This is a genomic window from Parabacteroides sp. TM07-1AC, from assembly GCF_003480915.1.
Taxonomy (GTDB): domain Bacteria; phylum Bacteroidota; class Bacteroidia; order Bacteroidales; family Tannerellaceae; genus Parabacteroides; species Parabacteroides chongii.
Genome location: NZ_QUKD01000012.1, coordinates 20784 through 45574 on the forward strand (window position 1 = coordinate 20784; position 24791 = coordinate 45574).

At 47.3% G+C, this 24791-nt stretch carries 23 protein-coding genes; 14 read left to right on the forward strand and 9 right to left on the reverse strand.

Annotated elements, in window-relative coordinates; genetic code table 11:
* Nucleotides 1–22: 22 nt before the first annotated feature.
* Both DXD68_RS20135 and DXD68_RS20140 read left to right on the forward strand, forming a co-directional pair.
* Nucleotides 23–556: a hypothetical protein gene (locus DXD68_RS20135; RefSeq protein WP_122363292.1), complete on the forward strand. Its 534-nt coding sequence runs from the start codon at nucleotides 23–25 to the stop codon at nucleotides 554–556.
* 40 nt (nucleotides 557–596) lie between these two features.
* On the forward strand, nucleotides 597–1109 hold the full coding sequence (locus tag DXD68_RS20140) for a hypothetical protein (RefSeq protein ID WP_122363293.1): 513 nt from the start codon (nucleotides 597–599) through the stop codon (nucleotides 1107–1109).
* A gap of 133 nt (nucleotides 1110–1242) precedes the next feature.
* Here the strand turns inward: DXD68_RS20140 and DXD68_RS20145 are convergent, their stop codons facing one another.
* A complete protein-coding gene (locus DXD68_RS20145) occupies nucleotides 1243–2076 on the reverse strand; it encodes a flagellar motor protein MotB (protein WP_122363294.1) in 834 nt (277 codons plus the stop codon).
* A gap of 95 nt (nucleotides 2077–2171) precedes the next feature.
* Here DXD68_RS20145 and nrfH point away from each other — a divergent pair, with 95 nt between their 5' ends.
* The 7 genes from nrfH (at nucleotide 2172) to DXD68_RS20180 (ending at nucleotide 9842) form a co-directional block, all read left to right on the forward strand.
* Nucleotides 2172–2759, forward strand: a complete 588-nt coding sequence (gene nrfH / locus DXD68_RS20150) for a cytochrome c nitrite reductase small subunit (protein ID WP_122363295.1) — start codon at nucleotides 2172–2174, stop codon at nucleotides 2757–2759.
* 26 nt (nucleotides 2760–2785) lie between these two features.
* The gene (gene nrfA, locus DXD68_RS20155; RefSeq protein WP_122363296.1) at nucleotides 2786–4270 is read left to right on the forward strand and encodes an ammonia-forming cytochrome c nitrite reductase; all 1485 of its coding nucleotides are present in this window, start codon (nucleotides 2786–2788) and stop codon (nucleotides 4268–4270) included.
* A 4-nt stretch (nucleotides 4271–4274) separates the two neighbouring features.
* Nucleotides 4275–5546 (forward strand): cytochrome c biogenesis protein ResB, encoded by a 1272-nt coding sequence (locus DXD68_RS20160; RefSeq protein ID WP_122363297.1) that lies wholly within the window; start codon nucleotides 4275–4277, stop codon nucleotides 5544–5546.
* A gap of 1 nt (nucleotide 5547) precedes the next feature.
* On the forward strand, nucleotides 5548–6342 hold the full coding sequence (ccsA, locus tag DXD68_RS20165) for a cytochrome c biogenesis protein CcsA (protein WP_122363433.1): 795 nt from the start codon (nucleotides 5548–5550) through the stop codon (nucleotides 6340–6342).
* 37 nt (nucleotides 6343–6379) lie between these two features.
* Nucleotides 6380–7690, forward strand: a complete 1311-nt coding sequence (locus tag DXD68_RS20170) for an alginate export family protein (RefSeq protein WP_122363298.1) — start codon at nucleotides 6380–6382, stop codon at nucleotides 7688–7690.
* Nucleotides 7691–7753: 63 nt separating this feature from the next.
* On the forward strand, nucleotides 7754–8419 hold the full coding sequence (locus DXD68_RS20175) for a Crp/Fnr family transcriptional regulator (protein WP_122363299.1): 666 nt from the start codon (nucleotides 7754–7756) through the stop codon (nucleotides 8417–8419).
* A gap of 82 nt (nucleotides 8420–8501) precedes the next feature.
* Nucleotides 8502–9842, forward strand: a complete 1341-nt coding sequence (locus DXD68_RS20180) for a sigma-54-dependent transcriptional regulator (RefSeq protein WP_122363300.1) — start codon at nucleotides 8502–8504, stop codon at nucleotides 9840–9842.
* 87 nt (nucleotides 9843–9929) lie between these two features.
* On the opposite strand, the gene DXD68_RS20185 is transcribed toward DXD68_RS20180, so the two are convergent.
* The 4 genes from DXD68_RS20185 to DXD68_RS20200 all read right to left on the reverse strand — a co-directional run bounded on the left by DXD68_RS20185 (nucleotide 9930) and on the right by DXD68_RS20200 (nucleotide 14318).
* Nucleotides 9930–10598 carry a chloramphenicol acetyltransferase gene (locus DXD68_RS20185; protein WP_122363301.1) on the reverse strand — a complete coding sequence of 223 codons (669 nt, stop codon included), beginning with the start codon at nucleotides 10596–10598 and terminating at the stop codon, nucleotides 9930–9932.
* Between the two features lie 107 nt (nucleotides 10599–10705).
* On the reverse strand, nucleotides 10706–11215 hold the full coding sequence (locus DXD68_RS20190; protein WP_122363302.1) for an RNA polymerase sigma factor: 510 nt from the start codon (nucleotides 11213–11215) through the stop codon (nucleotides 10706–10708).
* Nucleotides 11216–11474: 259 nt separating this feature from the next.
* Entirely contained in the window at nucleotides 11475–12695 is a 1221-nt protein-coding gene (locus DXD68_RS20195; RefSeq protein ID WP_122363303.1) for a sugar MFS transporter, read from the reverse strand.
* A 117-nt stretch (nucleotides 12696–12812) separates the two neighbouring features.
* Complete coding sequence (locus tag DXD68_RS20200) at nucleotides 12813–14318, reverse strand: DUF4153 domain-containing protein (protein WP_122363304.1); 1506 nt, start codon at nucleotides 14316–14318, stop codon at nucleotides 12813–12815.
* Between the two features lie 118 nt (nucleotides 14319–14436).
* On the opposite strand from DXD68_RS20200, the gene DXD68_RS20205 reads away from it, so the two are divergent.
* Complete coding sequence (locus DXD68_RS20205; protein WP_199715791.1) at nucleotides 14437–14916, forward strand: ferritin; 480 nt, start codon at nucleotides 14437–14439, stop codon at nucleotides 14914–14916.
* A gap of 82 nt (nucleotides 14917–14998) precedes the next feature.
* Here DXD68_RS20205 and DXD68_RS20210 read toward each other — a convergent pair whose 3' ends face one another.
* Genes DXD68_RS20210 through DXD68_RS20225 form a run of 4 tightly spaced genes read right to left on the reverse strand, consistent with a single transcriptional unit; the run spans nucleotide 14999 to nucleotide 18736 of the window.
* Complete coding sequence (locus DXD68_RS20210) at nucleotides 14999–15775, reverse strand: SGNH/GDSL hydrolase family protein (protein ID WP_233577255.1); 777 nt, start codon at nucleotides 15773–15775, stop codon at nucleotides 14999–15001.
* Nucleotides 15723–16661: a glycine betaine ABC transporter substrate-binding protein gene (locus DXD68_RS20215; RefSeq protein ID WP_122363305.1), complete on the reverse strand. Its 939-nt coding sequence runs from the start codon at nucleotides 16659–16661 to the stop codon at nucleotides 15723–15725. The genes DXD68_RS20210 and DXD68_RS20215 overlap by 53 nt, the downstream gene beginning before the upstream one ends.
* Before the next feature lie 36 nt (nucleotides 16662–16697).
* Nucleotides 16698–17513: an ABC transporter permease gene (locus DXD68_RS20220; RefSeq protein WP_122363306.1), complete on the reverse strand. Its 816-nt coding sequence runs from the start codon at nucleotides 17511–17513 to the stop codon at nucleotides 16698–16700.
* Nucleotides 17510–18736: a glycine betaine/L-proline ABC transporter ATP-binding protein gene (locus DXD68_RS20225; RefSeq protein WP_122363307.1), complete on the reverse strand. Its 1227-nt coding sequence runs from the start codon at nucleotides 18734–18736 to the stop codon at nucleotides 17510–17512. The genes DXD68_RS20220 and DXD68_RS20225 overlap by 4 nt, the downstream gene beginning before the upstream one ends.
* 1060 nt (nucleotides 18737–19796) lie before the next feature.
* Here DXD68_RS20225 and DXD68_RS20230 point away from each other — a divergent pair.
* The 4 genes from DXD68_RS20230 to gcvP are packed head-to-tail and all read left to right on the forward strand — an operon-like array spanning nucleotide 19797 to nucleotide 24778.
* Nucleotides 19797–20645, forward strand: a complete 849-nt coding sequence (locus DXD68_RS20230) for a DUF3298 and DUF4163 domain-containing protein (protein WP_122363308.1) — start codon at nucleotides 19797–19799, stop codon at nucleotides 20643–20645.
* A gap of 9 nt (nucleotides 20646–20654) precedes the next feature.
* Nucleotides 20655–21275, forward strand: coding sequence for a 16S rRNA (guanine(527)-N(7))-methyltransferase RsmG (gene rsmG, locus DXD68_RS20235; RefSeq protein WP_122363309.1), 621 nt, complete (start codon nucleotides 20655–20657; stop codon nucleotides 21273–21275).
* Nucleotides 21272–21910, forward strand: a complete 639-nt coding sequence (locus tag DXD68_RS20240) for an MBL fold metallo-hydrolase (protein WP_122363310.1) — start codon at nucleotides 21272–21274, stop codon at nucleotides 21908–21910. The genes rsmG and DXD68_RS20240 overlap by 4 nt, the downstream gene beginning before the upstream one ends.
* Nucleotides 21911–21925: 15 nt before the next feature.
* Nucleotides 21926–24778, forward strand: coding sequence for an aminomethyl-transferring glycine dehydrogenase (gcvP, locus tag DXD68_RS20245; RefSeq protein WP_122363311.1), 2853 nt, complete (start codon nucleotides 21926–21928; stop codon nucleotides 24776–24778).
* Nucleotides 24779–24791 lie beyond the last annotated feature (13 nt).

A 24791-nucleotide genomic window follows, 5' to 3' on the forward strand; every position in this document is an offset into this window, starting at 1 on the left:
ATACTTAAATAGAGAGAATTATATGAAAAATCAAATGTGTGTGTGTTGCCTGTTGCTGATGTTGTCTTTGGTATCGTGTACGAAGATGGAAGTTGGGTTTAAGGGGCAGGTTTATTTGTATCAGTCGGAACCGGAAGTAACCCGATATTCACTGGAAAAAAGAGATAGCATCGTTGTAAAAGGGTTTAATAACTGGGCTATGAGGGATGAACATAAAGGCATGCTGCCCGATAATGTCGTGAAAGATTCGGGATATGATAAATCTTACGTATATTATATATGTGCAGTCACCGCTAAGGTGGAAATGAAAGAGGATGATTTTATAACCAGTTCCGCAGATCCGGATACTAAACTCGGATATACGACTCAAGAGCTGGATCAGCACGGAGTTTCAAGCATCATAGGAGATGGCAGCAACGCGGGTGATTATTTGATTATGAATACCTATCTGATCTATATTTCGCAGGAAAAGAATGGCAAAAAGATGGATGTCTGGTATCCGTGCTCCCCTGCTGATTTGGAATGGCATTGCATTGCCTTCAAAGGTATAAAATAAGAAAGACAGGTTTTAATATTCAATATAATAAGAAGGAATTATGAAGAATCTATCATTTATTTATAGTCTGTTGGTTGTATTTGCTTTGCTCTCCTGTTCAAAGACAAAGTTCACTTATGAGAAAAAAATCTATTTGTCTACTCCGGAGGTGACGCGGTTTACATTGGATGATCAGGATAGTATCGCTGTAAAAGGGTTCGACCGATGCGAAGCGTTAGAAGTCGTCAAAGGGAAATTGCCGGAAAATGTAGCGAAGGAATCGGGATATGATAAATCTTACTACTATTGCACTTATGAGGCTACGGTAGAAATGGAAGATGATATGGATAAATTAGTTTTTCCCAAGGAAAAGGTCGACGTGGGATATTCAACCATAGATTTTGAAGGCAGGGGATTCATGCAAGTATCAGATACGAAGGACGGACACAAATACGTGAAATTATATACCTATCTCGTCCATATCTTTAAAGATGAGAACGGAAAAGAGACGGATATCTGGTATCCCCACTCTCCTTTCGAGCTGGAATGGACTTTCTTTTCGATCGATAAATAAAAGAACAAGTATCGGATGCAAACGGTACTGATAATGCAGAGGGACGCAGACTATATTGATTATTAAAAAGTCTGCGTCCCTCTGCGTATTCTGCACCGTCTGTGTCCGGTAAGATATCCTCTTACATTATATATTACTGGAGCATCTGATACAACTTATCCAGCTTCGGAGCCATGATGATCTCCGTACGGCGGTTCTTGCTGCGACCCTCGGCAGACTCGTTGTCGGCAACCGGCATATATTCGCCGCGTCCGCTGGGCTGGATCTGCAACGGGTTCACGCCATAGTCTTTGGTCAGGATACGGACTACCGATGTCGCACGTATCACGCTCAAATCCCAGTTATCCTTGAACTGTGCCGTATTGATCGGCTTGCTGTCGGTGTGCCCTTCGATATATACGTCTATATCCGATTGCTTGTTGAGGACTTCCGCCAGCTTCGCCAATGCTTCTTTCCCCCGTTTATCCACGCGCGCGCTGCCTGATTCGAACAACAGCTTGTCGGACATGGCGACATATACCTTGCCGTCTTTTTCGGTTACCGTCAGTTCGTCGCTGCTGAATCCCAGCAGGGCATCCTTCACGCTGTTCAGCAGGTTGCGGACTTTCTCGTTTTGGGCGTTGATCATGTCCTGCAGTTCGTTGATCGTCCGTTCACGTTCATTCAGCTCTTCCATCTTCTGACTGAGGAGGCTGTTCAGTTTCTCCTGTTGCGTCATGTTCGAGCTGAGCATGGTTTGGTAATTACGGATGTTGCTGCCCAGGCGTGCCGTGTCGCGCTGGAGGGCGGCAAGACGCTCGTTCAGTTTGTCACCGGTATCGCGGCAATCGACCAGTTGTTCCTGTAATGCGTTGGCACGGCCGATGGCTTCGAGACGGCCGTTTTCCGCTTCCAGGTATTTCTTTTTCGTTACACATGAAGTGCAAAGCAGCAGTGCGGAGACTGCTATGAATAAAACTTTCCTCATTTCACCTATAATTTTCGTGCAATGTAATATTTATTACATTTTACCTGTATCCGAATTAAGATATTTGTAATCAATTAAACTTTAATTAAGGCTGTATGAAGATAAAAGAGATCATAAACAGGATTCTTCCTACCCGGCGGAGTAAATTATTTGCGCTTGTAGCCAGTGGGGCGATCTGTGGTTTAGGCTTTTATACATTTTATGTATCGAGGGCCTGGAGTTACTTGTCCGATGAGCCGTCGACCTGTGTGAACTGCCATATCATGGGGCCTTATTATGCCACCTGGAACCATAGCTCACACAGCCGGAACGCCACCTGTAACGACTGCCATGTGCCACACGAAAACGCCGCGAAGAAATGGTTCTTCAAAGGAATGGACGGTATGCGTCATGCCGCTGTATTCATGATGCGCGGGGAACCGCAGGTGATTCAGGCCATCGACGAGAGCGCTGAAGTCATTATGAACAACTGTATCCGTTGCCACATGCAACTGAATACGGAGTTTGTCAATACCGGTCGCATCGACCATGAAATGGCGATGGCAGGCGATGGAAAAGCCTGCTGGGACTGTCACCGGGAGGTTCCGCACGGAGGATCGAACAGTCTTTCGTCGACTCCGTCGGCAATCGTCCCTTATCCGAAATCCAACACGCCGGACTGGCTGAAAGAGATGCTTAAATAGAACGAATAAAATAAAAATCAACGAATATGGAAAAGAAACTTAAATCATGGCAAGGCTGGTTATTGTTCGGAGGAACAATGATCGTCGTTTTTGTACTGGGTGTACTCGCCGCTTCTATCAACGAGAGACGGGCTGAAATTGCCAGCGTTATGAATAACAAGAAGGTGGAGATCAAAGGGATCGAAGCGGTGAACGAAAAGTTCGCTCCGAACTATCCGCGCGAATATGAAACATGGACGCAGACTGCCGATACCAGTTTCCGGAGCCAGTTTAACGGCAACCAGATGGTCGATGTGCTGGAAGCGCGTCCCGAAATGGTGATCCTTTGGGCAGGATATGCTTTCTCGAAGGACTACTCCACTCCGCGCGGTCATATGCATGCGATCGAGGACATGCGCCATACCTTGCGTGTCGGTTCTCCGATGACACCGGACGAAGGTCCACAGCCGGCAACCTGCTGGACTTGCAAAAGCCCGGACGTTCCGCGCATGATGCAGGCTATCGGCGTCGATAATTTTTATAAAGGAAAATGGGCTTCGATGGGTACGGAGATCGTGAATCCGATCGGTTGTGCCGATTGCCATGAGCCGGAGAACATGAATCTTCATATCAGCCGCCCGGCTTTGATCGAAGCCTTCCAGCGCCAGGGACGCGACATCAATAAAGCGACCCAACAGGAAATGCGCTCGCTGGTATGCGCGCAGTGCCATGTGGAATACTATTTCAAAGGAGACGGAAAATATCTGACTTTCCCCTGGGACAAAGGTTTTACGGTTGAAGATATGGAGGCTTACTATGATGAGGAAGGTTTTGCAGATTATACGCATAAATTGAGCCGTACGCTGATATTGAAAGCGCAGCATCCGGACTACGAACTATCCATGATGGGTATCCATGCACAGCGCGGCGTTTCATGTGCCGACTGCCATATGCCTTACAAGAGTGAAGGCGGCGTAAAGTATAGCGATCACCATATTATGAGTCCGCTTGCCATGATCGACCGTACCTGTCAGGTTTGCCACCGCGAAAGCGAAGAGACACTCCGCAACAACGTTTACGAACGCCAGAACAAGGCGAACGAAATACGAAACCGCCTCGAAACGGAACTGGCAAAGGCCCATATCGAAGCTAAATTTGCCTGGGATAAGGGCGCTACGGAAGATCAAATGGCTCCGGTATTGAAACTGCTCCGCCAGGCACAATGGCGTTGGGACTTCGGGGTTGCTTCTCATGGCGGCGCGTTCCATGCTCCCCAGGAGATACAGCGTATTTTGGGCAACGGCTTGGATAAGACCATGCAGGCTCGTCTAGCGGTATCGAAAGTGTTGTCGAAGTTAGGCTATACGGATGATGTGCCGATGCCGGACATCTCTACAAAGGACAAAGCACAACAATATATCGACCTGGATATGGCTGCTGAACGTCAGGCTAAGGAAAAGTTCATGAACACGGTCGTTCCGGAATGGATCAAAGAGGCGAAAGCAAACAAACGTCTGGCTGATAAGATTTAAAGATATGTGGAGACAACCCTGGGGATATAAGGAAGGATGGACGATCTGTATCGGATTGTTCATTACCGGAGCAGTGTTGCAACTGACAGCCGGAAAGGTTGATCCGACGCTTTTCCGGTATCCCCTAAATGCTATAACGGGAGGTTTGTTCCTGTTTTTCTTGATAATGGTATATGTCGCGAGCCGTAAAGCTACTGCCTTGCAGTGGTTTTACAGCCTCACGACGAGTATTACGTCTTTAACTGCATGGATGGTTTTGGTTATCATCATGGGACTGACCCGACAGGTGGCTCCCTCCGTAACGGTTACTCACGGAGGACTACTGTCTGGGTTGGGTTTCATGCAGATGACGCTCTCGTGGCCTTTTATGTTGCTGTTCCTTTACTTTCTTTCGGTATTGGGGTTGGTGACTATTCGTAAAATAGCTCATTTCAGAAAGAAAGACATTCCTTTTATCCTGAATCATGCGGGATTGTTCATCACACTGCTGGCGGCTATCCTGGGAAACGGCGATTTGCAGCGCATGCGTATGACGGTTCCTCTGGAGCAACCCGAATGGCGGGCGACGAATGAAACCGGTGAAATGCAGGAATTACCTTTGGCGATCGAGCTGAAATCGTTTACGATCGATGAATATCCTCCGAAGTTGCTGGCTATCGACAACACGACCGGAAATGCGTTGCCGGAAAATAATCCTGAAAACTTGTTGGTGGAAGAGACTCCTTTATCGGGTTCCTTATTGGATTGGGAGGTGAAAGTGATCCGATCGCTTCCGATGGCAGCCTGTGTTCATGGGAAAGATACGGTAAACTTTGTCGAGTTCCATTCTGAAGGGGCGACTTCCGCCGTCTTTGTCAAGATTCGTAATAAGAAGGATGGTGCGGAGAAGAGCGGTTGGGTGAGTTGCGGTAGCTTCATGTTCCCGTACGTCTCCTTACAGCTGAACGACGAGATCAGCCTGGTGATGCCGGGGCGGGAGCCGAAACGCTTTGCGTCTGAAGTTTCCGTCTATACGCAGGACAAGGAGCAGGCAGATGCGCTTATCGAAGTCAATAAGCCTTTCAGCATAGCCGGATGGAAGATTTACCAGCTGAGCTATGACGAGACGAAAGGGAAGTGGAGCACTGTCAGCGTCTTTGAACTGGTTCGCGATCCGTGGCTTCCGATAGTATACGCCGGCATCCTGATGCTGTTGCTCGGCTCTGTCTGCCTGTTCATACAGGCTCCGGGAAACAAGGAAAAGGAAGAGGCGGTTAACGATACAATAAATGAATAATATGGATTGGAGTCATTTTATATATTTCGCTTTGCCGTCCGTCATCTGCTGGGCGATAGGTGCAGCGATGGCGTACCGGACGGACAAGCCGGAACGGGTTATCGGGTGGACGGTTGCCGGACTGGCGATATTCATGGCTTTCATTGTGGGCATGTGGATGTCGTTGGAACGTCCGCCACTTCGGACGATGGGCGAGACGCGCTTGTGGTACTCGTTCTTCCTGCCGGTTGCAGGAATCATTACTTATATCCGCTGGCGGTATAAATGGATATTGTCGTTCAGTACGGTGCTGTCGTTCGTCTTTATCTGCATCAATCTGTTCAAGCCGGAGATACATAATAAGACGCTGATGCCAGCCCTGCAGAGTCCGTGGTTTGCACCGCATGTGATTGTGTATATGTTTTCCTATGCGATGCTGGGAGCGGCGGCGATCGTGGCGGTCTATCTGTTAGTCCGCTCACGGAAAAGAACGATAGACCGGAAGGTGATGAGTCTCTGCGACAACCTGGTCTATGTTGGGACCGCCTTTCTGACGATCGGCATGCTGTTCGGTGCACTTTGGGCAAAAGAAGCTTGGGGGCATTACTGGAGCTGGGATCCGAAAGAGACCTGGGCAGCTGCAACCTGGCTGGGCAACTTGCTATATATTCATTTCAGGCTTCACAGGTACAAACAATATAAGGTTGCTCTCGGATTATTGGTGTTCGCTTTTGTCCTGCTGCAAGTTTGCTGGTTCGGTGTGAACTACCTCCCTTCGGCGCAAGGAAATAGCGTGCACGTATATAACATGGAATAACAAGCAAATAGAAATATCAACTTTAAATAGAAACGATATGAAGAAACGGGTGATTGTTTTTTCCGGGCTTCTGTTACTAGGCTCGGTATGGATGAAAGCAGATGAAAATGAAACATCCAAAGAGAAAGAGAATACCTTCTCGATGAGTGCGCAGATACGCCCCAGGGCGGAATACCGCAACGGAGTATTAAATCCCCGTAGCGAAGGACAGGGACCGGCAGGCTTTATCAACAACCGTGCCCGTCTTTCTATGAATTACGAGCGACAGAACCTCTCGCTGGGCCTTTCCGCACAGCATGTCGGTGTCTGGGGACAGGACCCGCAGATAGATAAGAACGGTCGCTTCATCCTGAACGAGGCGTGGGCCCAACTGGACTTCGGGTACGGCCTGTTTGCCAAGCTCGGCCGCCAGTCCCTGATCTATGACGACGAACGTATCCTCGGCGGACTGGACTGGAATATTGCCGGTCGTTATCACGACGCTCTCAAACTCGGTTACGAAAACAAAAAGAATAAGCTCCACCTGATCCTCGCCTTTAACCAAAACGACGAAACAAAGATTGACGGTACGTATTATGCTCCGGGTGCACAGCCTTATAAGAACATGCAGACCTTATGGTACCAGTATATTGCCAGCAAAGAGTTCAAAGCCTCTTTCCTGTTCATGAATCTGGGTTTGGAAGGCGGCGACGCTGAAACAAAGAAATCCGATACCCAGTTTATGCAAACGATGGGTACCAACCTCTATTACCAGCCGGGAGCCTGGACTTTCGGCGGTACGTTCTATTATCAGTCCGGAAAGAATGCCGGCAAACGCGACGTTTCCGCTTTCCTTTGGGCGTTGAATGCCGCTTATAAATTCAATTCACAGTGGAGCCTGGGTATCGGCAGCGATTATCTGAGCGGTGCAGGCACTGCGGACGGTCCCGATGCCAAATACAAGGCTTTCGATCCGTTGTACGGAACGCATCATAAGTTCTACGGTGCTATGGACTATTATTATGCCACGCCGTTCAAGGACAACTTAAATCCGGGCTTGTGGGATAACCAGGTAAAAGTAGCTTACAACGCTTCCTCAAAGGTAAACCTTGCCCTGACGTATCATTACTTCTCGACCACCAGTGATCTTACCATAAACAGCAAGGAGCTCGATCGCGGTCTGGGTTCCGAACTCGACCTGCAGGTCGACTGGCAGATCATGAAAGACGTGAAGCTCTCCGCCGGTTACTCCACCATGTTCGGAACATCGACGATGGAAGCCGTCAAAGGTGGCAGCAAAGACAGCTGGCAAGACTGGGGATGGTTGTCGATCAACATTAATCCAAGAATATTTACTGCCAAATGGTAGTTTGCAGTATCGGAAATGTTCTTATCTTTGTATGGAACATTTCCGATACTAAATCAATGCCGAATGAATATAACCGATATCTTTAAAATACCACTGTTCCGGAATTTTACGCAGAAGATGCAGGACGAGTTTCTGGAAAATATTGAATATACTATTGAAGAGCATTCGAAAGGAAAAACCATTATCCACCAGGGTTCTCCCTGTCATGCCATACATGTATTGCTGAAAGGTAAGCTGAACGTAGATGTAGTCGACGTTTCAGGAGGCGAAGTACGGGTTGAGGTCATTAAGGCACCCAGAACTTTTGCCACTCCGCATGTGTTCGCTGAGAAGAATCAGTTTCCTGCCACCTTCTCTGTCGAGGAAGATGTCGTCCTGATGAAGATACCTAAAGAATCTTTCTTTAAGGTCATGCATACCATGCCTCTTTTACTCCATAACTTCCTTTGTGTCAGTACGAGCTGCAACAAATGCACAATGACCCGCCTGCGTGTTTTATCTTTCCGTGGTATCCGCAGCCGTTACATCTATTATTTGCTCGACCATCTGAAGGAAGGAGAAGTTACCGTTGAGATGGAACACAACCAGGTGCAGCTCGCCGAATACTTCGGAGTCACCCGCCCTGCCCTTTCCAAGGAAATCGGCAAGCTCGTAGAGAACGGACTCATCAGTCTGGGCAGAGGAAAGGTAAAGATCCTGAACAAGCAAGCCCTGATAAACCTGCTGTAGCCTTTCATATTATTCTTTTGCATCCCCTTGCGGAAAAAAATAATCATCGTACATTTGCGATGGTTATCAGAAAGCGGACAAGATGGGAAAAGTATTGATTATTGACGACGAAAAGCAGATTTTAGGTTTATTATCACGGATCATCGGACTGGAAGGATACGATGTTCTCCAGGCGGCCACCTGCAAGGCGGGTCTGAAACAACTGGAGCAGCATACGCCCGAAGTAATCCTGTGCGATGTCTGCCTGCCCGACGGCAGCGGTGTAGAACTTGTCAGCGAACTAAAGAAACTGCGCCCCCTCTCCGAAGTCATTTTACTGACGGCGCACGGCAATATCCCCGACGGCGTACAAGCCATCAAGAACGGTGCTTTCGATTATATCACCAAAGGCGATGATAACAACAAAATACTCCCCCTGATCGCCAAGGCGATGGAAAAAGCCTCCGCCGCTTATCAGCAAAGCAAGCTGTCCGCCTCGCCGGTCGGCAAGCAATACTCGTTTGACACCATCATTGGCAAATCGCCAGCCATCCAGGAAGCGATTGCCCTCGCCCGCAAGGTTGCCCAGACCGATGTGCCTGTTCTCCTGACAGGTGAGACCGGGACGGGAAAAGAAGTCTTTGCCCAATCCATCCACCAGCACAGTACCCGGAGCGGAAAAGCCTTCGTTGCCATCAACTGCTCTTCTTTCAGCCGTGATCTGTTGGAGAGTGAGATGTTCGGACATAAGGCCGGAGCCTTTACAGGTGCATTGAAAGAGACAAAAGGTCTTTTCGAAGAGGCGGACAACGGCACGATCTTCCTCGACGAGATCGGGGAAATGGCTTTCGACCTGCAAGCCAAGTTGCTCCGTATCCTTGAAACCGGCGAATTCATCAAGATTGGCGATACACGTCCTGTCAAGGTCAATGTGCGCGTCATAGCGGCAACCAACCGTGACTTGTCGAAAGAGATTGCCGAGGGACATTTCCGGGAGGATTTATTTTACCGCCTGTCGGTTTTCCAGATTCATCTGCCGGCGTTGCGAGAGCGTGCAGAGGATATTCCGCTGCATGTGAAGGCTTTCGTCTCCGCCCTGTCTGCCAGGATGGGAAAAGAGATCAAGACAATCTCGCCGGATTACATTGATTTGCTGAAAAAAAATCAATGGAAAGGGAATGTGCGCGAGCTTCGCAATGTAGTGGAGCGCAGTCTGATCATTGCCGATGGCGATACGCTGGATACGGATTCGCTGCCGTTGAATATACAACGGGCAGATGTGGTAGAGACAGAGGCTTATGCCGGATTCGATCTGAGCGGCGTTGAGAAGATGCATATTCAGAAGGTGCTGAAATATACGAAAGGGAACAAGACGGAGACTTCGCGGCTATTGGGGATCGGGTTGACAACGCTTTACAGGAAGATTGAGGAATACGGGTTGTGATCAGATTTGCCCCCCCCTGCCCCCTCTCCAAAGGGCAGGAAGATACTCCTGTCGCTAGATGGGGAAAGAGTTATGAGGGGCGTCCGGCTATTGTAAATATGCTTCTACCTTCTGAAAAAAGGTTGCCAGGTGCGCACCGTCGACAAAACCATGATGCACGTTGATGGCGACAGGCATCACCAGCCTGCTATCCCTTACAACCGCCTTGCCGACATTCAGCAACGGATAACTGCTACCGCTCGGCCGCTCCTGCGTATGAGTCATTGAAGTAAAATAAAGGTCGGGCGTAGCACTTACCAGAATGACGCTGTATCGCTGGTCCTCCGAGGAGCCGTTTTCGGTTGCGTACGGATCACCGTCTTCCGGAATGGAGTCGATGATATGCCGGGCTTCGCGGTGGAAGTCCCCGAAATCCTCTTTCCAGGGAATCCTGACCGTATAAAACTTCCCATTCGCATGCATCCGGACAGGGCACAACACATCGACTGTCTCGAAATAGAGGATCTGTCCCTCGTTATCCACGCGGAACCGAAGCTCTTTGATCTCGTTTGCTGCCCGCAGGATTGCATATAAGTAATGCAGGAAGAAGGACTCTCCGTTCGCTTTCGCCTTTTCGCGCGCGGCACTGCATTCTACTTCGGAAGTGATGGTGATACAGGGATTCAGGAAGTTTCTGAAGAAATTAAAGTTATCTTTCCGTTCCCACGATTCGATATCAATGATCTGCCTCCTGGGAAAAGTCGCTTGCTTATCCATTCTATACTAAGTTTAATTGATTGCCTGCAAAGATAGGCATTTCATCCGCCATAAAAAATGGAGCATCTTTACAGGTGCTCCATTTTTTGTATCGGGAAAATACCGGTTTATGCATAACGAAAATCTTTCAAAGCTTTCTGTAATTCCTGACGGGCAAAAAAGATACGACTTTTGATAGTTCCCAACGGAAGATCCAGCTTCTCTGCAATTTCATGATATTTATAACCGCTCAGATACATGGAGAAAGGAACTCTCAAGTCATCGTTCAATTGTTCGATGGCTTTTGATATTTCCTGCATCTGATAGGCCTTATCAGGAGATTCAAACCCGGAGTCGTTCGTGACATCCAAGTTATACAGATCGGCACCCGAATCGATAACCGTCTGTGTACGTACTACTTTATGATAGTTATTTATGAAAATATTACGCATCACTGTCAAAACCCATCCTTTGAAGTTGACATTGTCAACAAACTTTTCCTGGTTGCTTAACACCTTCAGTGTTGTGTCTTGCAACAAATCCTCGGCATCATTGCGGTCGGCAGTGAGCATGAGAGCGAAATTCATCATGTTTTCTTGTAAGCTCACTAGTTTTTGTTGGAAATGGAAGGCATTCATACTTATTCAATTTTATGTTTGTAAAAATTATTTGTTGCTATAAATCAGTAACAAATACAATACAAATATAAGAAACTTTATGACACGATTTCATTTCATTGGCATACATTAATAATTAAGGCGTGATCTTAATATATTTATACTTAAAACTACTGATTATGAATAATATCTACAAGTTCGTGATCACAAAATACAATTACCGCAAAGAACTAGACACCTTATCTTATGAAATACATGACAGCCGTAGAATGAAATCTTTTTATTTCCGGCATTTGATTGCGAAATATAATATGTATAGGAATGCGACCAGTGGGACGAAAAATCCGATCGCCATATTGTTTTCGCCAATGTATCCCATCAGCATCGGACTGAAAGCACCTCCGGCAACGCCCATCACAATATAAGAAGAAGCCTTTTTGGTGTAAGTCCCCATCCCCTCCAGTCCCAGTGCGAAGATCGTCGGAAACATGATCGACATAAAGAAGAAAGAAATATACAATGCATACAATGAAATCGTTCCTGCAGAAACAATCACCAATGCCATGCAAACCGCATCCGCCAGCGCAAACCAGGTCAGCAGCTTTCCGGGCGACATCCATTTCATCGTGAAACTGCCGGACAGACGGCCGATCATAAACAATGCCATCCCACCGAATGCCAGTATTCGTGAAGCCTCGACATTCGTCATTTCCGGGTTCGCCTCCGTTACATAATTAATAAAGAAGCTGAAAATACCTGTCTGTGCCGCACAATAACAGAACTGTGCCAATACCGCCCGCACAAACTGTCCGTGCCGCCACATGGAAGTAGCCGGAAGTTCCGTATCGTCGGCAGCCTCCTCCAGTTCCTCCGTCTTCACTTCCGGCAGACGTGTGAAGAAGAACAGGACAGCTACCAGCAACACAACGCATCCTACCAATATATAGGGCTTTGTCAACGTGAAAGGATCATCCTGCGCCCCACCGAAGATCAATGCTCCGCCAACCAGCGGGCCTAATATCCATCCCAATCCGTTGAACGACTGCGAGAGATTCAGCCGTTGTGCACCCGATTCTGCCGGACCGAGTATGGTTGAATACGGATTTGCAGCCGTCTCCAAAATACATAATCCGCAGGCGATAACAAACAACGCCACCAAAAAAGGGGTTGCCGAATGCAGGAAAGCGGCGGGAATAAAAGCAAAAGCACCCGCAGCAAAAAGCAGCAACCCGAGGATAATGCCTTTCTTATAACCGTAACGTTTCATAAACATACCCGCAGGCAGCGCCATCAGGAAATAAGCGATGTAGGTAGAGAATTGCACCAGGCCGCTTTCGGCTTTCGTCATGGTGAAAGCTCCCTGGAAATGTTTATTCAGAACGTCCAGCAATCCATGTGCAAATCCCCATAAAAGGAACAGGCTCGTGATCAGGATAAACGGGATAAGGTAGGATTTGCCGTTCGGGGCGGCGAATAAGCTTTGTTTGTTTTTCTTTTCCATCTGATTATTTTTGACAATATCTTTTCATAACTTCATTTTTAAGGACTGCAAAGATACGGTTTTCATTGAATAAACGAAGATGTTGAAAAACAGCATGACTGTATGTGCATGCTGTTTTCAGTCTTTCTTCTTCAGATAAAACGAAGGTGTCATATAAGAGATTGTATACGCCGAATCAATGGAAGGACGATACAAATGAATACTTTGGAAAATCAGCTTTGCCGAATCTATATCTAAAACAAGCAGATTGGGGAAAGCGGCTTCCGGTATCGTATCCGTCGGATTTACTCCGGCTTTCTTTAATTGTCCCTCCCAAAAAGAAGGCAGGGCTTCGCTGTATATAACAGCATTCTCTTTGTTAAATAAACGTAATGTATCGTTGTTGTTGATGGTGTACATGCAATTATCGTTCTGATAGCCTGTCACAGGGATCAGCAACTGGTAACCGGAAAGATCGATCGGATACTTGTTGTCTATCTCCATATAGGAATACCGGTCGTAATGTCTCTCATGCCCCGGCTCATTCTCCCTTCCTTCCTGCGAGATCCTTTCGATATCCTTCGCCGTGATACCCGGAATATAAGTAACCGCCGACAGCAGGACAACCGACAGACAAGCGGCATACAAATACCTGCCCCATCGCTTCGTCAGGAACAGCACGACCAGTCCGGTCAGTATCCCTCCCACTGCGACCAAATAAACACGGGGTTCTGTAAAGCCGTATTGATTGATACGGTAGTAAGTCCCGATCCAGTACATCACCAGCGCGGGCAATACCACCCAGCTGGCGTATTTATAAAACCAGTCGTAATACCTTTTGGAAAGAAACACCTGACAGCCTTTCAAAATAAATGTAGCCGAAATAAAACTGACTACGATATAAGCTACCGCTCCTTTCGGCAGCGACCATAGCACGGCTACCTTAATAAAATAGAGGTACAATATCACCGCATAGATCAGCAACACGGGTGAAAGGACATAGTTCAGCAAGACTTCAAACAGCCGGTTTCGGCTCTCGTCCCTCTCCTCTTTCTCCTGGTTGAACATTAAAAACAGCAAAGGCATCCCGCACATGAATATCAGATACGCAGCCTCGGTGTAGAACCATCTGTAACTGTCTTCCCATATTTCAAAGATATATCGTATGGAAGTATTGATGGATATCGCCAGCAGATAGGCGACTCCGGCAAGCAGTCCGGCTGACAGCATCGCTTTGAGATAGCGCAGGGCAATACGGACAAAATCGTCATTGTCGCGTTTCCAGCCGCTTATGAGGTAGACGAGCTGTATCACGACCAGCGAGACCAGATAGGTCGGTGTCCAGATGGCTGTATCCGTCATCCAAAGGAACGGTATAAAGAAGAACGCGGAAAGATAATATATGGGACGCAACCGGATAGCTGCAGCCGGACTGCCGGTCTTTGTCAGGCCGTTCAGCGTATAGGTCGCCAAAAACAGGATCGGAAAATAGGACAGCGGTCCCACGAGGAAGTCGTATTCATACCCGCTCTCGAAATGAACACATCCTGCCAGGCTGAAAACGACTGACATGAAGACTTCTACCGGATGTTGTCTGACTGCCGAACGCAGGCGGATCATGATGGCTTCTATTTTCTTTTTCATACGATCTGATGTTTATAGATATAAAACGAAGATAAGAACTTCTTATTTTTGGAACAAATCCGATAGCTGTTTGTTTTATTATAAAATCAATAAACATAATATAAAACATACAACTATGATTTTAAGTAGAAAATTATCCGATGCTCTCAATGAGCAGATATTGGCAGAGATGTGGTCTTCCAATCTTTATTTATCCATGTATATCCATTTTAGCCAGATCGGTCTGGACGGCTGTGCACATTGGATGAAAAAGCAATCACAGGAAGAACTGGAACATGCGTATAAAATGATCGATTACTCCATTCAGCGTGGCGGACAGGTGAAACTGGATCAGGTCAATGTGGTTCCGACCGCTTTCGGTACACCGCTGGAAGTATTCGAGCATGTTTATTCGCACGAAGTACATGTATCGGAGCTGATCGACAAGCTGGTAGACATCGCCCACGCTGAAAATGACAAGGCTACGCAGGATTTCCTTTGGGGATTCGTTCGTGAGCAGGTGGAAGAAGAAGCTACAGCCAAGAACATCGTCGAAAAGCTGAAGCTGTACGGCGAACATCATGTGGCGATCATGGATCATCATCTCGCCAAAAGATAGAGACACAACATCCTATTACTTACTATAGACTTTTATATGAAAGCACCGGATGCGGCTTTTCTGCCATTAAGCGGCATCCGGTTTATTCGACAGCCTTCAAAATGGCTTTCCCCCAGAACTCACCCAGCACCGCCGCGCCTTTCTCGTTGGGATGGAGATAGAAGGTTCCGGCATTCCCGTCTTCAGGGAAAAGGTCGGTCAGGTAGTTTGCCTTGAAATAATCGAATGCCTCCGTGTCGCCCATGAACACTTGTCCGGGGAAACGTTTGGCATATTCTTCCACGAGTGATTGCAGTACCGGATAGTAACTCTGCAAACGGTTCAGCCCCTCCTTCAGATACATCGCTCCGTTGTACGTGTTCGGACTGTACCATACCGGACGGTTCAGGACGATCTTGCAATTCGGGTACAAGGCGAGCAACTGGTTGATGATGGTTTTCATGTTTTCCTCGTATTTCTCCGGCGAAGCGGGTGCACCGTTCGGACCGGTGATGGCGCTGTCGTTCGTCCCCAGCATAATGGAAAAGATCAGGGTCGCCCAGGTTTCATCGGCAAACTTGTCGGCGGCGGCTCTCGCTTTCGGGAACAGGGTTTCCGTAGCCGGAAGATAATCCGTAGTCGTGCAGCCGCTTACTCCCTGGTTGGAGTATTTGACCGAAGTGACGGAGGGTTGTTTGGTCAGGTACAAGGCAGCTTTCACCGGAGGGGCATCGTGCGCAGGGTCTGCGATCAATGCTCCGGCAGTAATACTGTTTCCTATAAATATGATATTCATGCTCTTTTTATTTTCCGCCTTCATAAAAGGGTTACTGATTGCCAGTCCCAGCAGCAGGCAGGCTATTTTCGCGATCTGTTTCATATCCGTTCAGTTGAGTTAGATTATTTGTCTGCGAAGATAAAAATAAATCAACTATTTCGGGGTGCTTTTTCAACCAAACTTTTGCGCCTTCCAGCTCGCGTAACGGATAGTCTTCCATGATGTTCATCAGTTCACTCAACTGTTCGTTGGTGAATCTGAAGTTTTTGAAGAAGGCTGCCACAAATGGGTGCGTCTCGGAGAAGCCTTTGGTGGCAACGGTTGCGATATGCTCGGTATCGCCATAAACACCTTTGTCGTCATCGAGAAACTTGAGGTCATAACGGGCAAACATCCAGTGGGGGGTCCAGCCTGTGACAACGATCCAATCGTTATGCTCTACGGACTTCTGCAGGAAGGCGGTCATGGTCGGGCCGCTGGAAGGCATTAATTTGAGTTGCAGGTCGTAATCGTTTACGGCGTCTTCCGTCAGGTTCATCAGGCTGGCACCGATATCGATACCGATAATTTCGCCTTTGAAGCGTTCCTTATTGGCATTCAGTTCTTCGATCGTATTGATCGTCACGTAGGACGGGACGGCCAGACCTAAACGGGCGTTCTTAAAAGGGATGCCGATCGTTTCCAGGCGGTCGCCGTATTTCTTCATGTAGTCGACATGGGTATTCGGAAGCCAGGCATCCAGAAAGAGGTCGACTTTTCCGGCTGCTACCGAGGTGAAGATCGGGGCGATGTCGGCATTCTTCAATATCACCTTGTAGCCCTGCTCCTCCAGCATCGCCTTGGCAAGATAACTCATGGCGATGCCTTCCGACCAGTTCACGTAGCCGATGGAAATTTCTTTCGGGTCTTTGGCACGGTTACAGCTGACCAGGAACATCAGGACAGCCAGCAGCAGAATCAGGTTGATAAGTATAAATAATCTTTTCATATAAATTCTTTTATGGAGTGAATAACTAAGGGCCGCTTATTTCTTGCGGACAAATCCCTGGGTAATACGGTCGAGGATGATCGCGAGGATCACGACGGCAATGCCGCCTTCAAAACCGAGGCCGATCTTCATCTGGGTGATTCCTTTGAGGACTATCTCGCCCAAACCGCCTGCCGAGATCATCGCAGCGATGACTACCATCGAGAGCGCCATCATGATTGTCTGATTGACGCCGGTCATAATCGTCGGCAATGCCAAAGGAAGCTGTACTTTGAATAGCAACTGTCCGGAGGTGGCACCAAAAGAACGGGTCGCCTCGACGATATCTTCCGGTACCTGCCGGATACCGAGGTCCGTCAGACGAACTACGGGCGGCATGGCAAAAATAACGGTCGCGAATGCACCTGGTACGGGCCCCAATCCGAAGAACAAGACTGCGGGAATCAGGTAAACGAAGGCGGGCATGGTCTGCATCAGGTCCATGACAGGGCGGATTATCTTGGAGGCAACCCGGTTACGCGCCGTCCATATTCCCAGCGGTACACCGAGTACCAAGGCAATCACGGTAGAGGACAGGACTAATGCGACGGTCTGCATAGTCTGTTCCCAAAAGCCCATTCCGTAGATCAGAAGCAACCCCAGTAGTGTCAGAGCGGCAGTCCCTTTTCCGGCTTTATACCAAGCCAATACGGTCAGGGCTGCAATCATTATAAAAAAAGGTATCCATAACAGGCCGTTCTGGAAGGCATCGATAAAGCCTCCGATCAGGTTATTGACGACATCAAAAAAATGCGCCCAGTGTTCCGTCATCCAGTTGATGACGATTTCTATATATTTTCCGATATTGATCATAAATCTATTGCGTTTTGAATTATTTCTTCTATTTCTTTTTCGTCTTTTCCTGTCATTTCAATGATGATGGCGGACGGAGGGATAACGCCCAGCAAACGGTTGTTCTCATCGACTACCGGCAATGCCTGCCGTACTTTGGACAGCAGAGGGAGCATATCTTCCACAATGGTGTTTTCGAGGACGGACGGGACTTCTTTTTTGATAATGGAGCCGATATCCTTCCCGCCTTCTTTCCGCAGGTTCAGTACATCTTTATAGTGTATCTCTCCGATGAATTGGTCATCATTGCCGATGACGGGCAGTGCGTAGAGGCGTCTTTCGCGCATCTTCCGGAGGATGGTTTCCGGACCGTCTCTTTTGATCCTGACAACAATGGGTTGCCTGAGCATGATCGACGAGGCTGTTACGATTCGGCCGCGGTCCACGCTTTCCGTAAAACGGGTGACGTAATCGTTGGCAGGGTCGGTCAGTATCTCTTCCGGCGTTCCCACCTGCACGATGACACCGTCTTTCATAATGGCGATACGGTCGCCCAGCTTGATCGCCTCGTCCAGGTCGTGGGTGATAAAAACGATCGTCCTTTTCATCTTCTCCTGCAAGAGCAGCAACTCGTCCTGCATCTGTTCACGGATCAGCGGGTCGAGTGCAGAGAAGGCTTCATCCATCAAAAGGACCTCGGGATTGTTTGCCAGGGCACGTGCCAGTCCGACGCGCTGCTGCATTCCGCCTGACAGTTCATCGACCCGCTGGTTTTCGTACCCTTTCAGACCGACCTGAAGGATGCTCTCCAGGGCTTTCTTTTCGCGTTCCTGTTTAGGGACACCTTGCAGTTCGAGGCCGAAGGATACGTTATTCAGGACAGTGCGGTGAGGCAGCAGTCCGAAGTGTTGGAAAACCATCGCCAGCTCTTTTCGCCGTATCTGCAACAGTTCCTTGTCCGACGAACGGGTTATATCTATCCCGTTCACCCGAATCTCTCCCATCGTCGGCTCGTTCAGCCGGTTGATACAGCGTAATAAGGTCGATTTACCGCTGCCGGAAAGCCCCATAATGACAAACATCTCGCCTTCTTCTATTTCCAGGTTCGCGTTACGCACGGCAACGGTACAGCCTGTTTCTTTTAGTATTTCCTGTTTGCTTTTCCCTTTCAGGATCATCTTTTTCGCCCGGCTCTTTTCGGGACCGAAAAGGATGGATAAGTTTTTTATTTCTATTTTTGCCATATATTGATTATTACTTAGGTTTATGAAACAAGGGGGCGTGCTCCGGCTCAGACTGGCCGGACAAGCAAAATTCCTCTTCCGGACGCACGCAGTGAATCCGAAATGACTTTTTAATCGTAAATTTATCTGCTAATTTTAATACCTTAATGGTAGACCAAATTTTACCCTTTCGTCTATATAACAAGTAAGCCTTGAATATGTTCATTTATATCAGAAAGTTCATGCAAATGGAGGCATCCGATAGGCTTAGTTTCAGGAAATAAAGAATTATCTTATTTTTGAATGAAATTACATGAAGAAGATCGTACCTGACGAAAGATGATAACCAATCATATTCAGGAAACCTATCGGTTGCCTGCTAAACAAAAGAAGCGTGGAAACTGTTGATATATAGACATTGAGGCTCTCGACAGGCCCCCCAACAATATATATAACAGTACCACGCTCTTATCCATATACACGAATCAATTTCTACAATTCTCTCGGTGTGTATAAATAGAAAAGAACATTTGCATTTACAGTACTATTATTTGTTGGGATGAAATTGTCGAGATTTCAATGTCAAATAATATTTAAAAACGCTTATGTCTAACTAACAAATTGCCCATGTTGCAACACCTTGCATTTCATGTGCGGAACAAAGATACACAGAAGATTCAAATAATCAATTTTTCGCTAAAAAATATATACATATCTTCTATTCCTTCCTCCAATTCCCAGACTCTACAAAAAGGACAACTTTTTTTATAACTTAGGTATAAGCCGAGTCAACCGATCTTATATATTAGACAATAGTAGTCAACTAAAATCATTAAACTACATTGCTTAAAGTGTTTCATTAGGATGAAACAAGTGTTTCACCTAGTAGAAACAACTGTTCCACTAGGGTGAAACACTTTTCAGGTGAGCTTTTATATAAACACCGACTGTTTGATTCATTTCTGTTTTTAAGGATACTGAAAACTGATTTAGCACGAACTAATTTCGTTTATCTATTCGGTAATTCGGAGATAAACATGTACATTTGCATTTTAAAGTATTCAATTAAATCTGTATCACAATGAAGACGCAATTATGCCAAAAGCTTGTAGCTCTTTTTCTCATAAGTATAATTGTCAGCGGTTGTAACACCGGGACAAAAAAAACGGCGGATAATGATATTACATTCGATTCAATCAATGTGGACAAGACCTATCATCTTCTGGAAAACCCGGAGAATCCGAATTGTAACCTTCAGATAAATTTCACTTATCCGGCTAAATATGACGACAAAGAGATCCTGAAAAAGATACAGCAGCAATTTGTGTCTGCATACTTCGGGGACAGTTACGAAAAGTTATCTCCGGAAGAAGCGGTAGCCAAGTACACGGAGGATTATCTGAATAATTATAAGGACCTGGAGGGCGAATATAAAGAAGAAGTGGCAAAAGCCGATGAAACGCCGGTCGGAGCCTGGTTCTCTTATTACGAAATGTCTACCAACGATATTGTCTATAACCAGAACGATATCCTCAGTTACTCAATCTACGTAGAAAACTATACCGGAGGGGCGCATGGCTCGCATGCGACCGCCAACCATGTCATCAACATGAAAACCGGTGCCCCAATCACGGAATCCGATATTTTCATCGAAGATTTCCAGGACGACCTGGCGCAGATCCTTGTAGACCGGATCGCCAAACAGAACAGCGTGGAGAATGCCAAGGATCTGGAAAACATCGGTTTCTTCAGCATCGACGAGATTTTCCCGAACAACAACTTCCTGATCGACGAAAATGGGATTACCTATACATTTAATGAATATGAGATAGCAGCCTATGTGGTCGGAGCAACGAGTGTACATCTCCCCTATGAAGAGATACAGTACCTGCTCAAGAAAGAGAGTCCGATCGCACATCTGGCATTTTAAATACAATCTATGGAACTGATAAAAACTTATTTTCCGGAGCTAAACGAAACGCAACTTGCACAATACGAAGCTCTGTACGACTTATATACAGACTGGAATGCAAAGATTAACGTCATATCGCGCAAGGATATCGAGAATCTTTATCCGCATCATGTGCTCCATTCGCTGGGGCTAACCAAGATGATGAAATTCAAAAACGGTTCTACCGTAATGGATATCGGCACGGGAGGCGGATTTCCGGGTATTCCGCTGGCTATCTTCTTTCCTGAAGTACAATTCCATTTGGTAGACAGTATCGGGAAAAAGATCAAGGTCGGGCAAGCCGTTGCCGAAGCGATCGGTTTGAAGAATGTCACTTTCCGTCATTGCCGCGCTGAAGAAGAAAAGCAACTGTTCGACTTTGTTGTCAGCCGGGCTGTTATGCCGCTGGGCGACCTGGTTAAGATTTCCCGTAAAAACATACGGAAGGAACAACAGAACGCACTGCCGAATGGTTTAATATGCCTGAAAGGCGGTGAGTTGGAACACGAAATACAGGCTTTTCGGAAACAAGCGATTGTTGTCGAGTTAGGCGACCATTTCAAAGAAGAATTTTTTAGTACTAAAAAAGTAGTTTACGTACCATTATGATCACAATAAAAGCGTTTGAGTTCAATTACTTCCAGGAAAACACATTCGTGTTGTATGATGATACCAAAGAGGCGGTTATTATCGATTGCGGATGCCTTCGTCCGTCGGAAGAAAAAGAATTAAGTGATTTCATTGCAGAGAACAAACTGACGGTAAAGCATCTGTTATGTACTCACTTGCATCTGGATCATATCTTTGGTAATCCGTTCGTATTCAAAACATACGGGCTGTCACCGCAAGCGCACAGGCTCGATGTGGAACAGCTTCCGTCACCTGATAAGCAGGCGCAGGCTTTCGGATTGCCGGGACATTATCAACATATTCCGGTCCAGAAACTGTTGGTCGGCAATGAAGTGGTCAAGTTCGGCCATTCGGAGTTGCAGGTACTGACTGTTCCCGGTCATTCTCCCGGAAGCGTTGCCTTCTATAATAAGAAGAACGGTTTCGCCATCGTGGGAGATGCCTTATTTGCCGGAAGCATCGGACGTACGGACTTGTGGGGCGGCAATCAGGATGTATTGATCGCTGCCATCAACGATAAGTTGTTGTCACTGCCGGACGAAACGGTCATTTACCCCGGACATGGCCCGGAAACGAGAGTTATCGACGAAAAATTAAACAATCCTTATTTATAAAACACATTAAATACTATGGACACAAATAAATTTGTAAACCGCCACGTCGGCATTGCAAAGGAAGATATTCCGGCTATGCTTGAAGCTATCGGTGTTAAATCGGTTGACGAACTGATTGACCAGACAATCCCGGCCAATATTCGTCTGAAAGAACCTCTGAACCTTCCGGAGCCAATGACTGAAAGGGAGTTTGCAGAACATATCGCAGAACTTGCCTCCAAAAACGAAGTCTTCACTTCTTACATCGGAATGGGATGGTATGACACAGTTTGTCCTGCTCCTATCCAGCGTAATGTTTTTGAAAATCCGGTATGGTACACTTCATATACCCCGTATCAGGCAGAAGTTTCTCAGGGACGCCTCGAAGCGTTGCTGAACTTCCAGACTGTCATCAGCGAACTGACAGCTCTGCCCCTGACCAACTGTTCTCTGCTGGACGAAGCTACCGCAGCAGCAGAGGCTGCCACGATGTTTTACGGAACTCGCAGCCGCGCACAGGCAAAGGCAGGAGCTAACACTTTATTTGTAGATGAAAATGTTTTTGAATCTACATTGGCCGTGATCCGAACACGTATGGTTCCGCAGGGAATCAATGTTGTGGTCGGCAATTACAAGACATTTACATTCACCCCTGAAGTATTCGGTGCGATCGTACAGTTCCCGAATGCAGACGGTTCGGTTGAAGATTACAAAGAATTCATCGCGAAAGCCAATGCGAACGAAACCCGTGTTGCCGTAGCTGCCGACCTGATGAGCCTGGTATTGCTGACTCCTCCGGGAGAATGGGGTGCCGATGTCGTATTCGGTAGTAGCCAGCGTTTCGGTATACCGATGTTCTACGGCGGTCCTTCTGCTGCATTCTTCGCTACGAAAGATGAATACAAACGTGCTATCCCGGGACGTATCATCGGTATCTCGAAAGATGCTTACGGACACCCGGCTTACCGCCTGGCTTTACAGACACGCGAACAGCATATCAAACGCGAAAAGGCAACTTCCAACATCTGTACCGCACAGGCTTTGCTGGCTACAATGGCCGGATTCTATGCCGTTTATCACGGAGCAGATGGGTTGCGCAACATCGCCGGACGTATCCATGCTTCTGCCGGATTCCTGGCTGCCGAATTGGAAAAGTTAGGCTACAAACAGCTGAATAAAGATTATTTCGATACCTTGAAGATCGAACTACCTGCCAACGTATCCGTCAACGCGCTCCGCGAGATCGCATTGGAATGCAAGGTGAACCTTCGCTACTTCGAAGGCGGTCAGGTAGGCATCAGTATCGACGAAACAACACAGCCTACGGATATAGGCGTCTTGTTGTATATCTTCGCCGGTGCTGCCGGAAAAGATTATATGCTGGAAGAAGCGATCCCGGAAAAGACTTATTTCGATCCGAAATTCGCTCGTACTTCGGACTTCCTGCAAGAAGATGTATTCAAGAAATATCGTACGGAAACCGAGTTGATGCGTTACATCACCCGCCTGGGACGCAAAGACGTATCGCTGGCTCAGTCAATGATCTCTTTGGGATCATGTACGATGAAGCTGAATGCTGCTTCTGAAATGCTTCCGTTAAGCCGTGCAGAGTTTATGAATATTCACCCGTATGCCCCGGAAGAACAGGTAGAAGGTTACAAAGAGCTGATCGAGAACCTGTGCTGCTACCTGGCTGAGATCACCGGATTCAAAGGTGTTACCTTACAACCGAACTCAGGTGCTGCCGGCGAATATACAGGTCTCCGCGTTATCCGCGCTTACCTGGAAAGCATCGGACAAGGACATCGCAATATCGTATTGCTGCCTGCTTCGGCTCACGGTACAAACCCGGCGAGTGCCATCCAGTGCGGTTATACGACTGTTACCGTTAAATGTGACGAGAACGGCAATATCGACCTGGAAGATTTCCGTGCCAAAGCGGAAGCTAACAAGGAGAATCTGGCTGCCAGCATGATCACTTATCCGTCTACACACGGTATTTTTGAAGCCGACATTAAAGAAATGTGCGACATCGTTCACGCTTGTGGGGGTCAATTATATATGGACGGTGCCAACATGAACGCCCAGGTAGGATTGACAAATCCGGGAACCATCGGCGCAGACGTTTGCCACCTGAACCTGCACAAGACATTTGCATCGCCTCACGGTGGTGGCGGCCCGGGTGTCGGTCCGATCTGCGTAGCCGAACATCTGGTTCCGTTCCTGCCTTCTCATCCGGTAGCCTGGGGCAGCGATCTGAATACAGTTTCTGCCGCTCCTTACGGAAGTGCTGGTATCCTGCCGATCACATACGCTTATATCCGCATGCTGGGTACAGAAGGATTGGAAACCGTTACAAAAACAGCCATCCTGAATGCGAACTATCTGGCTTCTAAATTCAAAGATACGTACGGTATCGTCTATACAGGTGCCACAGGACGTGTCGGCCATGAGTTGATCCTCGAATGCCGCGGCGTAAAAGAAGCATCCGGTATCGACGAAGGCGATATCGCCAAACGTCTGATGGACTTCGGTTACCATGCTCCTACGCTCTCATTCCCGGTACACGGTACCCTGATGGTCGAACCGACCGAAAGCGAAAGCAAAGCCGAACTCGACCGCTTCGCCGAAGTAATGGACTGCATCTGGAAAGAGATCAAAGAAGTAGAAGAAGGTAAGGCATCCAAAGAAGATAATGTGCTCAAAAATGCTCCGCATCCTGAATACGAAGTAACAGCCGATGAATGGAAGCATGAATACCCTCGTAGTAAAGCAGCTTTCCCACTGGAATGGTTGCATGACAGTAAATTCTGGATCAATGTGGCACGCGTAGACAATGCATACGGTGACCGTAACCTGATTCCGACTCTCTGTGCTTGTGAAATTTAATAACAAACAAATC

Coding starts and splice junctions, on each gene's coding strand:
- DXD68_RS20135 (WP_122363292.1), top strand. CDS start 23: ATGAAAAATCAAATGTGTGTGTGTTGCCTGTTGCTGATGTTGTCTTTG.
- DXD68_RS20140 (WP_122363293.1), top strand. CDS start 597: ATGAAGAATCTATCATTTATTTATAGTCTGTTGGTTGTATTTGCTTTG.
- DXD68_RS20145 (WP_122363294.1), bottom strand. CDS start 2,076: ATGAGGAAAGTTTTATTCATAGCAGTCTCCGCACTGCTGCTTTGCACT.
- nrfH (WP_122363295.1), top strand. CDS start 2,172: ATGAAGATAAAAGAGATCATAAACAGGATTCTTCCTACCCGGCGGAGT.
- nrfA (WP_122363296.1), top strand. CDS start 2,786: ATGGAAAAGAAACTTAAATCATGGCAAGGCTGGTTATTGTTCGGAGGA.
- DXD68_RS20160 (WP_122363297.1), top strand. CDS start 4,275: ATGTGGAGACAACCCTGGGGATATAAGGAAGGATGGACGATCTGTATC.
- ccsA (WP_122363433.1), top strand. CDS start 5,548: ATGGATTGGAGTCATTTTATATATTTCGCTTTGCCGTCCGTCATCTGC.
- DXD68_RS20170 (WP_122363298.1), top strand. CDS start 6,380: ATGAAGAAACGGGTGATTGTTTTTTCCGGGCTTCTGTTACTAGGCTCG.
- DXD68_RS20175 (WP_122363299.1), top strand. CDS start 7,754: ATGAATATAACCGATATCTTTAAAATACCACTGTTCCGGAATTTTACG.
- DXD68_RS20180 (WP_122363300.1), top strand. CDS start 8,502: ATGGGAAAAGTATTGATTATTGACGACGAAAAGCAGATTTTAGGTTTA.
- DXD68_RS20185 (WP_122363301.1), bottom strand. CDS start 10,598: ATGGATAAGCAAGCGACTTTTCCCAGGAGGCAGATCATTGATATCGAA.
- DXD68_RS20190 (WP_122363302.1), bottom strand. CDS start 11,215: ATGAATGCCTTCCATTTCCAACAAAAACTAGTGAGCTTACAAGAAAAC.
- DXD68_RS20195 (WP_122363303.1), bottom strand. CDS start 12,695: ATGGAAAAGAAAAACAAACAAAGCTTATTCGCCGCCCCGAACGGCAAA.
- DXD68_RS20200 (WP_122363304.1), bottom strand. CDS start 14,318: ATGAAAAAGAAAATAGAAGCCATCATGATCCGCCTGCGTTCGGCAGTC.
- DXD68_RS20210 (WP_233577255.1), bottom strand. CDS start 15,775: ATGAAACAGATCGCGAAAATAGCCTGCCTGCTGCTGGGACTGGCAATC.
- DXD68_RS20215 (WP_122363305.1), bottom strand. CDS start 16,661: ATGAAAAGATTATTTATACTTATCAACCTGATTCTGCTGCTGGCTGTC.
- DXD68_RS20220 (WP_122363306.1), bottom strand. CDS start 17,513: ATGATCAATATCGGAAAATATATAGAAATCGTCATCAACTGGATGACG.
- DXD68_RS20225 (WP_122363307.1), bottom strand. CDS start 18,736: ATGGCAAAAATAGAAATAAAAAACTTATCCATCCTTTTCGGTCCCGAA.
- DXD68_RS20230 (WP_122363308.1), top strand. CDS start 19,797: ATGAAGACGCAATTATGCCAAAAGCTTGTAGCTCTTTTTCTCATAAGT.
- rsmG (WP_122363309.1), top strand. CDS start 20,655: ATGGAACTGATAAAAACTTATTTTCCGGAGCTAAACGAAACGCAACTT.
- DXD68_RS20240 (WP_122363310.1), top strand. CDS start 21,272: ATGATCACAATAAAAGCGTTTGAGTTCAATTACTTCCAGGAAAACACA.
- gcvP (WP_122363311.1), top strand. CDS start 21,926: ATGGACACAAATAAATTTGTAAACCGCCACGTCGGCATTGCAAAGGAA.